Source organism: Ferruginibacter profundus, from assembly GCF_054783275.1.
The window spans coordinates 899,196-914,371 of record NZ_BAAGQW010000001.1 but is presented as its reverse complement, the minus strand read 5'-3'; the positions used below and the strand labels follow the sequence as shown (position 1 = coordinate 914,371).

12 protein-coding genes are annotated in these 15,176 nt (G+C 41.2%); 7 read left to right on the top strand and 5 right to left on the bottom strand.

The annotated features are described in order from the left end of the window. Nucleotides 1–21 precede the first annotated feature (21 nt). The 5 genes from nuoH to ACYVM0_RS03760 form a co-directional block, all read right to left on the bottom strand. On the bottom strand, nucleotides 22–1,098 hold the full coding sequence (gene nuoH / locus ACYVM0_RS03780) for a complex I subunit 1/NuoH family protein (protein ID WP_460552691.1): 1,077 nt from the start codon (nucleotides 1,096–1,098) through the stop codon (nucleotides 22–24). An 83-nt stretch (nucleotides 1,099–1,181) separates the two neighbouring features. Continuing rightward, on the bottom strand, nucleotides 1,182–2,297 hold the full coding sequence (locus ACYVM0_RS03775) for an NADH-quinone oxidoreductase subunit D (protein ID WP_460552688.1): 1,116 nt from the start codon (nucleotides 2,295–2,297) through the stop codon (nucleotides 1,182–1,184). 71 nt (nucleotides 2,298–2,368) lie between these two features. Further along, nucleotides 2,369–2,827 carry an NADH-quinone oxidoreductase subunit C gene (locus ACYVM0_RS03770; RefSeq protein ID WP_460552685.1) on the bottom strand — a complete coding sequence of 153 codons (459 nt, stop codon included), beginning with the start codon at nucleotides 2,825–2,827 and terminating at the stop codon, nucleotides 2,369–2,371. A 27-nt stretch (nucleotides 2,828–2,854) separates the two neighbouring features. Then, complete coding sequence (locus ACYVM0_RS03765; RefSeq protein ID WP_460552683.1) at nucleotides 2,855–3,400, bottom strand: NADH-quinone oxidoreductase subunit B; 546 nt, start codon at nucleotides 3,398–3,400, stop codon at nucleotides 2,855–2,857. A gap of 29 nt (nucleotides 3,401–3,429) precedes the next feature. Further along, complete coding sequence (locus tag ACYVM0_RS03760) at nucleotides 3,430–3,780, bottom strand: NADH-quinone oxidoreductase subunit A (RefSeq protein WP_460552680.1); 351 nt, start codon at nucleotides 3,778–3,780, stop codon at nucleotides 3,430–3,432. Nucleotides 3,781–4,042: 262 nt separating this feature from the next. Between ACYVM0_RS03760 and ACYVM0_RS03755 the strand changes: the two genes are divergently transcribed. From ACYVM0_RS03755 to ACYVM0_RS03725, 7 genes are all read left to right on the top strand, one after another. Continuing rightward, nucleotides 4,043–4,471 carry a CBS domain-containing protein gene (locus ACYVM0_RS03755; protein ID WP_460552677.1) on the top strand — a complete coding sequence of 143 codons (429 nt, stop codon included), beginning with the start codon at nucleotides 4,043–4,045 and terminating at the stop codon, nucleotides 4,469–4,471. 129 nt (nucleotides 4,472–4,600) lie between these two features. Next, a complete protein-coding gene (locus tag ACYVM0_RS03750; RefSeq protein WP_460552674.1) occupies nucleotides 4,601–6,445 on the top strand; it encodes an ABC transporter ATP-binding protein in 1,845 nt (614 codons plus the stop codon). Between the two features lie 178 nt (nucleotides 6,446–6,623). Next, complete coding sequence (locus tag ACYVM0_RS03745; protein ID WP_460552671.1) at nucleotides 6,624–7,067, top strand: DUF3276 family protein; 444 nt, start codon at nucleotides 6,624–6,626, stop codon at nucleotides 7,065–7,067. Between the two features lie 125 nt (nucleotides 7,068–7,192). Then, nucleotides 7,193–7,927 carry a hypothetical protein gene (locus tag ACYVM0_RS03740; RefSeq protein WP_460552668.1) on the top strand — a complete coding sequence of 245 codons (735 nt, stop codon included), beginning with the start codon at nucleotides 7,193–7,195 and terminating at the stop codon, nucleotides 7,925–7,927. After that, a complete protein-coding gene (locus tag ACYVM0_RS03735; protein ID WP_460552665.1) occupies nucleotides 7,812–12,230 on the top strand; it encodes a T9SS type A sorting domain-containing protein in 4,419 nt (1,472 codons plus the stop codon). Before ACYVM0_RS03740 ends, ACYVM0_RS03735 begins: the two co-directional genes overlap by 116 nt. A gap of 104 nt (nucleotides 12,231–12,334) precedes the next feature. Next, on the top strand, nucleotides 12,335–14,578 hold the full coding sequence (locus ACYVM0_RS03730) for a GEVED domain-containing protein (protein ID WP_460552662.1): 2,244 nt from the start codon (nucleotides 12,335–12,337) through the stop codon (nucleotides 14,576–14,578). A 107-nt stretch (nucleotides 14,579–14,685) separates the two neighbouring features. Next, on the top strand, nucleotides 14,686–15,174 hold the full coding sequence (locus ACYVM0_RS03725; protein WP_460552659.1) for a hypothetical protein: 489 nt from the start codon (nucleotides 14,686–14,688) through the stop codon (nucleotides 15,172–15,174). Nucleotides 15,175–15,176: the final 2 nt, after the last annotated feature.

Below are 15,176 nucleotides of genomic sequence, written 5' to 3'. Positions count from 1 at the left end.
TCCCAAATCAAAAATCATAGATCAAAAATGCCATTTCAAAATCGCCATCGCCGTTACCAGCAAAATATTAAACATGCTGATAGGCAATAAATATTTCCATTCTAAATTTAATAACTGATCAATACGCAATCTTGGAAAAGTCCACCTGAACCACATGATCACAAAAATCAAAAAGAACGTTTTTCCAAAGAACCAGATGCTCGACGGAATATAATCCATCACATGATTAAAGCTTTGCCAGCTGCCGATATGAAAAGGCATCCAGCCGCCTAAAAATATTGTGGCACCAATGGCACACACAATAAAAACATTGATATATTCTGCTAAAAAGAACAAGGCGAATTTCATTCCTGAATACTCGGTATGAAAACCTGCAGTCAACTCACTTTCCGCCTCTGCCAGGTCAAATGGTGCCCTGTTGGTTTCAGCCGTTACTGCAATAATGAAGATCACAAATGATATCAATACCGGAATATGCCCTTTAAAAATCCACCAGCCATCCTGCTGCGAATTAATAATAACATTTAAATTCAAACTGCCACTCAATACAACGATTGATAAAACAGAAAGTCCTGCCGACAATTCATAACTTACAATTTGTGCACCGCTACGCATAGCACCCATCAATGAATATTTATTATTGCTTGCCCAGCCCGCCATTAAAATTCCGATAACTGAAAGCGATGAAATGGCCGATACATATAACACACCAATATTCATATCCCATATCTGCAAACCTTTTGCAAATACTATCGGTGCCATCAGCAACATTGCTACTATCATGGCAATAAATGGCGCCAGGTTAAATAAAAATTTATCAGCGCCCCCAGGTGTCATGCCTTCTTTCACCAACAGTTTTACCGTATCCGCCAGCGATTGTAATAATCCCTGCGGACCTACTCGATTGGGGCCAAGGCGAATCTGCATCCATGCAGCAACCCTTCTTTCCATTAATACCAGTACCAGGCCAAGCGCAGCAAACAATCCAATCACACACACACCAATGATCACCATTTCAAATACCAAGGCCCAGGTGGCACTGAATGTTTGATGCAACCACTTGTCAATTACGTTCGCTATATTAGATAAACTCCACACTTGGTAATGAATAATTAATTAATGAATAATTTATAATGCGTGCAACTTTATAACGTTATTTACTTTTATACTTTATCACCTTACTACCGGTCAATATCCGGTATCACCAGGTCCAGCGTTCCCATCATAGCCACCAGGTCACCCAACTTACTGCCTCTTGCCATATGATCCAATGCTGAAAGATTTGAAAATCCCGGTGAACGGAATTTAATCCTGTACGGTGTTGTACCTCCCTCACTTACAATGTACACACCCAGTTCGCCTCTTGCTGTTTCTACTCTTTGATAAAATTCTCCTTTAGGTAATTTCAACACTGCTTTTGTTTTTGCCTGGAAATCTCCTTCGGGAATATTATCAATTAATTGTTCAATGATCTTTACAGATTCGTTCATCTCTCTTATCCTCACCATATACCTTGCAAATGAATCGCAACCGGTTTCGGTAATTTCATCAAACTGAATTTTATCATATACTTCATAAGGATATAATTTTCTTACATCACAGCTTACACCACTTCCTCTTGCAGCAGGCCCGGTACAGCCATAGGAGATGGCATCTTCTTTAGATAATATTCCAACACCCTTCATCCTGTTCTGGAAAATAATATTGCCCGTCACCATTTCATTATACTCATCTACTTTTGATTTATATAATTGAAGGAAATGTTTTACACGTTTTTGAAAATTAGGATGAATGTCCTGCATCAATCCGCCGGGAACAATATAGTTCATGGTCAATCTTGCGCCGCAGGTTTCTTCCATAATATCATTGATACTTTCTCTTTCTCTGAAGGCATGGAAAAAAGGTGTGAAAGCTCCAAGGTCCATTGCCATAGCACCCCACCACAATTCATGCGATGCAATTCTTGTCAATTCATCTACCAATACCCTTATCACTTTGGCTCTTTCAGGAACTTCCACCTGCAAACCTTTTTCTACAACCAAAGCACAGGCATTGTTATTGATATGAGAAGATAAATAATCCATACGGCTGGTAACATAACTGAACTGCCTGTACGTTAAACTCTCACACATTTTTTCTATAGAGCGGTGAATATATCCCAGGTGAGGTTCTACTTTTTTAATGGTTTCGCCATTCAATGTTAATACCAGGTGCAGTACGCCATGCGTGGCCGGGTGTTGTGGCCCCACATTAATTTGCAGATCTCCTTCTGCTGTTGTACCTATTTCTTCAAACATAAATTTGTACTATTGCGGTGCATATAGCTAATGCACTTCTGTTATTGAACATTCACCATTCACAACCTGCTTTACAACCTTATCATATTTATCGGGTCTTCAAAATCTTTTCTCAATGGATTTTTTCCTTCCCATCCGTCAGGTAATATTAATAACCTCAGGTCAGGATGATTGATAAAATCCACGCCAAACATTTCATACACTTCTCTTTCATGAAATTCTGCTGTTCTCCATATATTGCACACCGATTCTATTGCAGGTTTATCAACGCTGAGCTTTGCTTTAATAACAATATTGTGCCGGTATTTTGTCGAGTCCAGGTGATACACCATGGTAAGATGTGTCTTCCAATCGATGCAGGTAAGGCAGAAAAGAAAATCAAAATGTAAAGCAGCATCGTTACGCAATTGTTTTGCAAGAGGCAGCCATTCAACCGGCTCAACATTAACAGTCAACCATTGCCCGCCTTCTTCCAAAACTGCTGTTGGCACCAATTCTCCAATCTTGATTTTTAGTTCTTCAATATTCATACAACTCTTGTATATTTTACTATTGCCTTATTTCTCCCCTTTGGGGGATGGGGGCAATTGTTCACGGGTCATGCCGCTTTTTATTTTCTGTTGTAAACTTATCAATGCATGTAACAATGCTTCGGGCCTTGGCGGGCAACCTGCTACATATACATCTACAGGAATTACATGATCAGCACCTTTTACCACCGAATAGGTATTGTAAAAAAATGGTCCGCCGCTTATGGCGCAGGCACCCATTGCAATTACATATTTGGGATCACCCATCTGGTCGTACAATCTTTTTAAAACTGGCGCCATTTTATTTACAATGGTTCCTGCAATAATGATCACGTCTGCCTGCCTTGGCGAGGCTCTTGCCACTTCAAAACCAAATCTCGAAAAATCGTATTTGGCACCGGCCACTGCCATATATTCAATACCACAACAACTGGTAGCAAAGGTTAATGGCCATAAAGAGTTTGACCTGGCCCAGTTGATCACATCATCTAATTTGCTGAGCACAATACCTCCGCCGGGTAAATCATGCACCTGGCCGGGGAAATCACTTTTTATTTTTTCTTGTTCGCTCATTATATTAAGTATTCAACAATCAATAGTTATTACAACCACTTTAAAGCACCTTTTTTATGGGCATATAAAAAGCCCATGAATAAAATAAAAAAGAAAATTACAATTTCCACTAAAGCCATCCACCCAACTTTTTTTGCCACTACTGCCCAGGGATAAAGAAATACCAGTTCCACATCAAAGATCAAAAATATCAATGCAAATAAATAGTAGCCTACATTTAACTGAACCCAGGTTTGACCCGTTGTGGGAATACCGCATTCATAAGGCTCAAGCTTGGCTTTATTGGAAGTTGTTCTGGTAACAATTTTCGCAATTAAAGTTGCAATAATTGAAAAGGCTAAAGCAGCAAGAATAAGGATAATCATGGAAGATGCACCCATAATTAGTATCGTTTTTTATAAGAAATGAAGTTACTGCTAAAAATGAATACAAAAATTCAATTGCAGCATTTTTTTATCCAACCTGATGAAAATCATTTTACTACCGAATGAAAATCACATTGTACTAAGACCAGCATCATGTTTAAATCGGTTCTAACTTTTTTTTTATAACTCAGCAAAAAAATAATAACTTACAAAAGCAATTGCACTGTTATATGCTTAGCCGGGTAAGCATCTTTATGTAACGCTAAACAACATTAATATGAAAAAAGTATCGCAGATCCTTGGCAGAAAAGGCAGTAATGTGGTTACCATTACTCCGGATATTACCGTATTAGATGCGTTAAAGCAAATGGCCGAAAAAAATATCGGCTCCATTGTGGTGCTGGAAAATGGTCAGTATGTTGGCATATTAACCGAAAGGGACTATGCCCGTAAAGTAATATTGAAAGGCAAATCATCCACTACAACTTTAGTAAATGAAATTATGAGTACCGGCTTACCCCGTATTACGCCGGACAACTCTTTAGAAACCTGCATGCAGATAATGAGCGAAAATAATATCCGCTATTTACCCGTTTTTGAAAACGACCAGCTATGCGGCATCATCTCTATTAATGACGTTATTAAAGAAACCATCCTTACACAAAAAGAAACGATCGAGCATTTGCAGAACTATATTCATTCGTAGCAATAATGGGTAACGGGTAGTTTAATTATGGAAAAACGGGCAGCTTAAAAAAATAAAACTGTCTCAAGCTGAAAACATTATTCATTTTCCATTCAATAATTATCCGTTAACTCAAGTACCTTTGCCCCGATGAAGCACCTTCGATCGCTCCGTAAATATTTCTGGAAATACCGCTGGCTTTTTTTGCTGGGTATCTTCTTCGTGGTTTTAACCAATTACTTCAGGATACTGGCTCCGCAGATTACCGGTTATGTGGTAAATACCGTGGTGCATACTATTAAAAAAGACAGCAGCAACGTTGCATCAACGGCAACCACGGGAAAAAACTACGATTTCCTGGTAAAAAAGGTAATTGAGTTTTTTGAAGAAAACCAGGATCACAAAATCTTATTGGCAGGCGTTACACTTTTTATAATCGCCATCATCAGTGGTTTGTTCATGTTCCTGATGCGGCAAACCATTATTGTAATGAGCCGCCATATTGAATACGACCAGAAGAATGAGATCTTTTCTCACTACCAGAAATTAGATACCAACTTTTATAAAACACATAGTACCGGCGACCTGATGAACCGGATAGCAGAAGATGTAAGCCGGGTAAGAATGTACACCGGTCCGGCTTTAATGTATTTTATTAACCTTGCCGCAGTAATCGGGTTTAGTGTTTACTTTATGCTGCAGGCCAGCGTAAAACTCACTATTGTAGCCCTGGCGCCATTACCCCTGCTGGCCATCACCATATATTTTGTAAACACCATCATCAATAAAAAAAGCGAAAAGATACAGGCCCTGCTCAGCGATCTTACCACCAATGCACAGGAATCTTACTCCGGCATCAGGGTCATCAAATCTTATGTGCAGGAAAAAGCCATGCTCATTTTCTTTAAAAATAACAGCGAAGCTTACCGCAGCAACGCATTAAGCCTGGCTAAAATTGAAGCCATTTATTTCCCCAGCATGGCTTTACTAATTGGCTTAAGTACAATTATAACCATTACCGTTGGTTGCCTGGATATTGTGCATCACAATATAAATGCCACTACAGGCAAAGTAATTACCGCAGGAACTATTGCCGAATTCGTATTATACATACAAATGCTCACTTTTCCTGTAAGTGCTATCGGGTGGACGGCGAGCATGACACAAAGAGCGGCAGCATCACAAAAAAGGATCAACGAATTTTTACATACCCAACCGGAAATAAAAAATACCGGCAACGAATTAAAACCGGTACTGCAGGGCAATATCAGTTTTACCAATGTAGATTTTACTTATCCGCATACAGGCATCAATGCCATTAAGAATTTTTCTTTGCAGATCACCAAAGGCCAGAAGATCGCCATTATCGGCAGAACAGGAACCGGCAAATCTACCATTGCACAATTGCTGTTGCATATGTACAATCCGCAAAAAGGAATGATCACTTACGATGGCATTCCCATTAACAAAATTGATATCAACTCCTTAAGGGAACAGATCAGTTATGTGCCGCAGGATGTATTTTTATTCAGCGAAACGGTAAGCAACAATATTGGTTTTGGTGTAGAGAATGCCTCGCAGGAAAGGATTGTAAAAGCGGCCAGGCAAGCCAGTGTACACAATGAAATTGAAAAATTTCAGCACCAGTATACCACCATGATAGGGGAAAGGGGCGTTACACTCAGTGGTGGCCAGAAGCAGCGCATTTCCATTGCCCGGGCTCTTATCAAAGATCCGCAAATAGTAGTTTTTGATGATTGCCTCAGCGCCGTGGATGCCCGTACAGAGAAGGAGATCATTGAAAACCTCTACAATTACCTGGAGAACAAAACAGCATTGATCATTACGCATCGCATCTTCTCCCTGTTTAAATTCGACAAGATTGTTGTACTGGATGATGGCGCTATTGCCGAAGAAGGCACCCATGAAGAACTTATAGCAAAGAATGGTATTTATACGGAAATGTACAACCGGCAGCAGGCTGAACGGAATTAGTTCATGCAGGAACAGCATCATTTTCAGCGATGAGCTATCAGCCATGAACCATAAGCCATGAACTATCAACCACCTTGCCGGAAATACTTTCATATATATTTTGTGGATTCAAAAACAATTTTATCTTTGCTCTGCCCTAAAAAAGGGGAATCGTTAAAAAACTAAAACAACAACAACAGTGGCGTACGAAAACAACGACAAAAAAATGGAAAGCGTTTATAGCCAACGCATCCGTGCCGGAAAAAGAAGGACTTACTTTTTTGATGTAAGAGAAACCCGTGGCAACGACTTTTATTTAACTATTACCGAAAGCCGTAAAAAGTTTGACAGTGACGGGTATGAAAGGCATAAAATATTTTTATACAAAGAAGACTTTAATAAATTTTTAAAGGGGTTGGGAGAAGCTGTTGATTATGTAAAAACAGAACTGATGCCAAACTTTGATTTTGATGCTTTTAACCACGATACTCCTTACGAAGGAGAAGGCGGACAGGCAATTCAAAATACAGAGGCTGCTGCACCAGTAGCAACACCGGAAATAATTGCAGAAGAAAAACCTGCATCTCCTGCCGCATCAACACCAGTTGATAATGGCAGTACTGAGGAAGTAGACAAGTGGTAAACCAACGCCAAAACTAATTGCTGGAACCCTCTCATTTTTGAGAGGGTTTTTTATTTCATACATTAATCAGATTTTAATCTCCGTTCATGTAAATGATTTTTTTCGTGTGTGCTTAACACCTAAATTTGAAAGAACCAGAACTAAACTTATGCAATGCAAAATATATATTGTTTTGTAATGCATTGCATATACACTTTCTCCTGAAAAAAACTTCCGTCATATTACTGCTTGTCATTGTGTTTTTAAGCCAATGGGGTTACTACTGTTACTGTGGTATTCAATTATACATTGTAAAGCAGGAAGCCCGTAAGCAATTATTAAAAAAGATTCCCGGAGATTTTTTGGTTAAGATCGCTCTTGATGATAACAAGGCCCTGCAATGGGAAGAGGAGGACGAAGAATTCAGCCTGGATGGGGAAATGTATGATGTTGTGAAACTGGAATATCAGAATGGCAAGAAATATGCCTTTTGTATCAATGACAAAAAGGAGGACCAGGTAAATGCCGCCCTTGATAAAGTGATTGAATCCAATTCATCGGGTGCGTCCAATAATTCCAAACCCCATATTCCTGCAAAAATTGCAGCACCCGAATGGATATTTGAATTGCAATCTGCCATCCCATCACAGGAAGATCTTTCAGCTATACTCAGGGAATATCCTGTTTATACTTCTTCCTTGTATTACCGCTACATAAAAATTCTTTCACCACCACCAGACATAAACTTTAAACCAAACACAAAAAATGAGAAAATTTACACAACTTCTGCTGTTGCAGTATTTGGTAGGCACATTAATTTGTGCAGGCACCTTTGTATCCTGCAAACAACAGCCCGATCACAGGGCACCATTAATTGTTGAAAATTCAAGGGAAGAAGAAGAAGAAGGGGAAGGAGATGAGAAGTATGACAACCCGGATCAGCTGATGATGCTTGATTTTCAAAAAATGAAAGACCCTGCGTTAGGATATGTACCTTACGACCGCCTGAAAACTGCCATTGATTACACCAATGACATGAAGCAAAATGCAGGCAATTCTATTTTAGGTACACTGTTATGGGTTGAACGTGGCCCTGTTTATGATTCTGTAGGTCCAAGCAACGGTAACACCCGTGGCGGAAATGGCTATACTTCAGGAAGAATCGCCGCCGTTCTGGTTGACACGCTGAACGATCCTACAGGTAACACTGTTATTGTAGGCGGTGTTGCCGGCGGGGTATGGAAATGTACAAATTTTCTTTCCCCGGTTGCAAACTGGTATAATGTAAACGATTATTTTGCCAACATGGCCATTTCATCGCTTTGCCAGGATCCTGCTAACCCTTCTATAATGTATTTCTCTACCGGCGAAGCCACCAGCAATGCCGATGCACATTTTGGTGCCGGCATCTGGAAATCTGTTGATAAAGGAGAAACCTGGAACCAGTTACCGGCAACGTCCAACTTTATGCGTAATTTTAAAATGCTTTGCGATGCTTCAGGCAATGTATATGTAGCCGCACGTATCACCACTACACCACTGGCACAACCATTTGGCCTGCTAAGGTCAAATGATAAAGGCCTGACATGGACCAATATTACCCCTGCAGGATTAACCAGTACCAATGCACATTGTACCGATATTGAAATCAGCAGTACCGGAAGATTGCACGCCAGCTTTGGCTACCTTGGTTCTGTAGTTAATCATCGTTATACCACAAGTCCTGCTACAGTAACCACTACCACTGGGTGGAATGTGAGTACCGGAATAAGAACCTCTGCTACAGCTGCCATAAGACTTGAAATGGCATGCCTTGCAGATACACTATATGCAGTAACAGTTACCACCGCTTACAATTCGGATAGTTGTTATAAATCTGTTGATGGCGGTGCCACATGGACAAAACAAAATACTACGGTTATGCCGGCAGGTGTATTAAGTGGCCAGGGATGGTATAATGCCACACTTGCAATTAATCCTGCTAATGCTGCCGAATTACTTTGCGGCGGGTTGGATGCCTACCGGTCAATTAACGGCGGTGCCACATGGACAAGACAAACCTATTGGGTAACTACCATTCCTTATGTACATGCCGATCATCACTTTATGCAATGGATCAAAAAAGGAACTGAAAGCAGGGTGTATATTGGTTGCGATGGGGGTATTTTTTATTCCGCCGATGGCGGTACCAGCTGGGTGGATAAGAACAGGAATTTAGCGCTTAAACAATTTTATGCCTGTGCCATTCATCCGGCCGCAGGGTCTCCGTACCTGTTAGCAGGTGCACAGGATAACGGCTGTCATCAGCTTAAAAACCCGGGATTAAGCTATTCCACCGAAGTAACCGGCGGAGATGGCATGTATGTTTATATCAACCAGCAAGACCCCAACATTCAGTTTGGCAGTTATGTTTATAACCAATACAGGCGTAGTACCAACGGCGGACAAACATGGTCGAGTGTAAACTTAAATACAAGCCAGGGCTTATTTGCCAATCCGTTTGATTATGATGATGGGCAGAACATAATGTATGCCTGCAACAGTGCCAACCAGTACAGGCGCTGGTTAAACGCAAATACTGCAGCAGCAACAACGTCTACAACGGTTACGGTTACACAGTTAGGCGGTGGCCAGGCAGGTGCTGTAAAAATGTCGCCCTATACAGCCAACAGGCTTTATCTGGGTGGTACCAGCGGTAAAGTGGTTAAGATAGATGATGCCAACGGTGCAACTCCTGTGGCAACAGATATTACCGGGGCATCAATGCCGGCAGGATACATCAACTGTATCAGTGTAGGTTCTTCAGATAATTACCTGGTAGCTACTTTCACCAACTATGGTGTTAATAACGTTTGGTACAGCTCTAACGGAGGTACTTCATGGACAGCAATTGATGGTAATCTGCCTGATATGCCGGTGTGGAGTGCTCTATTTGATCCAACTGATAATAATTCATTAATAATAGGTACCGAAACCGGTGTGTACACCACCAATTTAGTTAATGGTGCAAGTACGCAATGGACCGTTAGTCCCGGTTTTCCAACTACCCGTGTAAGCATGCTCAGGTTACGTGCAAGCGATAAAACAATTGTTGCGGCCAGTTACGGACGGGGTTTGTTTACAGCGCAGATCAATAACTCAACTGCACCGGAAGTATCTTTTGTAACACCGGTTACCAACGTTTCCGAACAAACATCCAATGTAATTGGTTGCAGGGGGTATAAAGATTATAATATCAATGTAGGAATAATAAACCCTCCAACTGGTGATGCCACTGTTACGTATAGTGTACAGCCAAACAGCACTGCACTGGAAGGGGTTGATTTTGATTTTACTACTAACGGAAGTTTTACAACACCATCAAAACAACAGGTATTTACCAATGGAGTGGTGGCAATAAAGCCTGTCACCGTAAGGGTATATGATGATGTTCAGGTAGAGCCATCCGAATTATTTACACTCGGTTTCAGTATTTCCGGAACCACCAATGCTGTTGCAGGTATTACACCATTGCATACTTTTAATATTGCCGATAATGATGTGTTGCCGGTAGCCCTTGGTTCTTCCAGTTATACCATCGGTACCTTTAATACAGATATGACAAGTTTGAATACGCCATTTGATGGTACCAAACTTAAACATCGTGTACAGGTATTGTATACTGCTGCAGAATTACAGGCGGCTGGTATTATACGCAATGCTGTTATCAGCTCATTAACCCTAAGAGTAAAAACAAAAAATACCACGCAGCCATTTAAAGGCTTCACGGTTTCTATGGCTAATACAGCCAACACCAACCTGGGTGGTGGCTTTGCACCCGAAGCAGTTACGCCGGTGTATACCAGTGATTACTCCACGGTAGCGGGTAACAACGTTTTCAATTTCACCACACCATTTGTATGGAATGGTACTTCAAACCTGGTGGTGCAATTCTGTTTTGATAATTCTCCGGGCACTGCTGAAGGTGTAACCGATGTGGTAGAAGGCATGGGTGCTCCGTTGGGTACCGGTATAAGGGCTTCAACTTATAGTAACTGGACAACAGCTACAGCATCAGGGTGCTCAATTGCTGCGGCATTTATAGATGATAACCGCGTTAATGCAACATTGCTGGCCACATTCGGCAGCCCGGTTGCTACAGCACTCAACAGCACAAAAACAGAATTCCTTGGCGGATTTAATGATCTGTTCTTTTATACACCTACCGGTGAAATACTGGCCCGTGTGCTCAATCTTTCAAACCAGAATTATGGTTGTACCCAGGTGTTAATTGACAGGGCAGGTACCGGTGCGTCGCAATTCTGGAATACCAACCCGGCCAATTACCTGATGAATAAAACCTACCAGATATTGCCCGCCACAAACAGCCCCACAGGAAAATACGAAGTCACCTTCTATTTTACTGCTGCAGAAAAACAAGGATGGGAAGCTGCAACAGGTCAGCTATGGGACAGCATTAAACTGGTTAAACTACCTTCTAAGATCAGCAATGTAACACCTCTGATAACACAGCCCGACGGGCCTGGTTCGGTAGAAGTGGTGAATCCGGTAAGGAGGACATTTGGTGCCAACTATTACACCTTGTCTTTCATTTTTGATAAAGGCTTCTCCGGCTTTGGTTTTGGTGTGCCCGGTAAAATGAATACGCTGTTAAATCTTAACGGTCATTTTGATGCCAATGGAAAAGATATAGACCTGGACTGGACAACATCTGTAGAGATCAATAGCCTTAAGTTTGAAGTGGAAAAATCTTATGATGGCGTAAATTTCTCTAGAAGAGGCACAGTTGGTGGCGCCGGCTTTAAGTTAACACCAAGCAGTTATGCTTATGCAGACAGGGAAATAGTACAGGCTAATTACTTCCGCATTAAAATGATACATACTGATGGTTCTGTTATTTACAGTAATGTGGTATTACTTCGCAAAGATGATATTGCGCAAGGCATTATTGTATTGCCTAATCCGTTCACCACTTCATTAGGAGTTCGTTTTAAACGCCTGGTAACAGGGCCGGTTACCTTCTCTTTATACGATAATGCAGGTAAACTGGTGAAAAGGGTAGTAGAGAGTACACCCGCTGTTAACTACTCCATAAACACGGCAAATATTATGAGCAGTGCCGTGTATATATTAAAGGTGAATGTGGATGGCCAGAAGTATTCAGCCAAAGTATTAAAGAACTAACGTGATGCAATTGCATTGGTCACTGTTTATGCAGTGATCAATGTTTTATTGCAACAGTTAAAAGCGGACCTGGAAAAATATCATTAAACGTCAAATCTTAATTCATGCTTAAAAAAATTCTATACAACCTTATTGCTTTTCTGTTGTTCTTTTCGGTAATAGCCCAGGCACAGGTTCCTGCCTATACCTTTACAGCAGCAAGTGGTACTTATACACCTGTTACCGGCGGTACAACTGTTTCATACCTGTATGGTACAGCTGCCAATGCTGATGATGGTTATGCTGCCGTAACTATCGGTTTTAATTTTATTTATAACGGTGTAACCTATACAGTAATAAGGCCATGTGCCAATGGCTTTGCAACATTTGGTACAGTGCTTACCGGTACTACAGATACCTGGACAAATGATCTTTCCGGTGGTTTAGGAACAGGCAGGCCGGTTGTTGCCCCGCTTTGGGATGATATGGATAACTCAGGTGGCAACACTACCTATTTATTATCTGGTACAGCCCCCAACAGGGTACTTACTATACAATGGTTCAATAGCAAATGGCAGTACAGTGGTTTAACCGGTGCCATTTCTTTCCAGTTGAAATTATACGAAACAACCAACGTTATTGAATTTGTATACAACCAGGAAGCCGGCTCTGTTGCCAACGCAGGTGACCTTGGTGCGTCAATAGGCATCACTTCAACGGGAACGGGTAGCGGCAGTTTTATTTCTCTTACTAATCAAAGTACTAACCCCGGTTTCAGTTATACTACAGAAACCAATTCAATAGCTACAAAACCGGCTACCGGCCAGATCTACAGGTGGACGCCTTATTGTACCGCCGGTGCAACTGATCTTACCAGGGAAAAAATTGCGAAGGTTCAGTACAATACTATCAACAACTCATCCACCTCTTCGGCAGGCTATGAAAATTTCGGTAATCTGTTTACCCAGGTAGAGCCTTCATCTGTATATACAATGACGGTAACACCCAATGCAAATGCTGTTGCCACCGACCAGGTGATCGTCTATATAGACCTAAACCAGAATGGTTCATTTGCCGATGCAGGGGAAACCGTGTATACTTCAGCACAAGGTGCAGGCCCGTATACCTTTCCTTTGCCTGTTCCTCCCACAGCTTCCATTGGTTTAACACGTATGCGTATCAGGTTGCATGATGCTGCTACCGGAGCAAATGCCACGCCATGCGGCACTTCAACCTATGGCCAGGTAGAAGATTACAGCCTCAATATTCAGTTATGTTCTCCCGCAAATATTACTAGCCAGCCGCCCGCTGCAACAACCGTTTGCGTAGGTAATAACGCAGCTATTGCATTGGCAGCTACAGGTACTTCATTAACATATCAATGGCAGGTAAGTACCAACGGCGGTACAAGCTATACCAATATTATTGCGGCCCCTCCGTATTCAGGTGTAAATACCAATACACTTTCAATTACAGGTACCACGCTGGCTATGAGCGGCAATAAATACAAGTGCATTTTAAATGGCACCTGTACGCCTGCTAACAGTACATCAAATGTATCTACGCTAACAGTAAATAGCCCGGCTTCGCTTACACTGCAGCCGGTAAATGTTGCAACCTGTTATAATGGCGATGCCATATTTACGGTTGCTGCAACCGGTACAGTTACTTATCAGTGGCAGGTAAGTACCGACGGAGGATTTGTATTTTCCAATATTAATGGTGCCACTGCAGCCGCATTAGTACTAAGCCCTGTTAAAGAAAACGTAAACGGAAACCGTTATCGTTGCGTTGTTACAGTTGCTTCCTGCGGATCAGTTATTTCTGCTCCCGGAATATTAACTGTAAACTTATTGCCATCGGCTTTCATCACTGCCGATCCTGTAAGTAAACTTAAACCCGGCCTGTTGGCTTCTTTAAATGCCACGGCCATACCGAGTGCAACAACCAATGCCTTTACCTGGTATAAAGATGGTACGCTGGTTGGTACGGGTGCCAAACTGGATGTTAACTATATGGGTATCGGAGATTATACACTTAGTGTAACCGATGCAAAGGGATGTTCTAATACTTCAACCGTTTTTTACCTGGGAGATTCTGTAAGCAACAGGTTGTTTATTACACCTAACCCCAACAATGGTAAATTCCAGGTTATATACCACAACACAAGGTATAATTCATTGCATAGAAAACTTACCGTTTATGATAGCTGGGGTACAAGGATATGGACCAGGGATTATACCGTAAGCGGCACCTATCAGCCAATGGATGTCGATATGCGTAATTACCCTGCCGGTATTTACCTCATTCAACTGGGAGATTTTAATGGCAAACCATTAGCTTCGGGTAATGTGTTCATTCATCCTTAATGTTTAATTTAAAATAGTATATCCGCTTTAGAGCAATTGCTTTAAAGCGGATTTTTATTTAGCAATTTCATAAGAATATTTAATAGTAAATTTGAGTAATTAAGCCAATGAAAAAGATACTGGTTATATCCGTTTTATTTTTTTGTTACACTGCATGTGGTGCTCAGGTTTTGCGTATCCAAAAAGCGCAGGCTTTTTTTACCTCCTCTATACCCGGCATGCAAAGGGTGGATGCCAATGATAATAAAATAGACCCTGAACCAATTATAGAACGCTTTATTTTTTTAGAATGTAAATACAACGGGAAACCAAAAATTGATACCATCCGGTATAATGGTATTTTGTTTTCGGCAACTGTGGCAGATAAGGAAGAACCGGGTGTAAAAATAGGTGTAAAAAAAGATAACGGCGCCCCGGTATACCTGGCTCCTAAAAAAGGCAATCATATCTGGAGAGTTGATGTAGTGCAGGCAGATGGCCATGTATTAAAACATAGTGCCATTAAAAAAATCACAATCAAGGGAAAGCTGGATAAAACAAAATTCAGTTGTACCATTACTACCGAAACTGAATTAGCTGCACCCGACAGGTATTGACC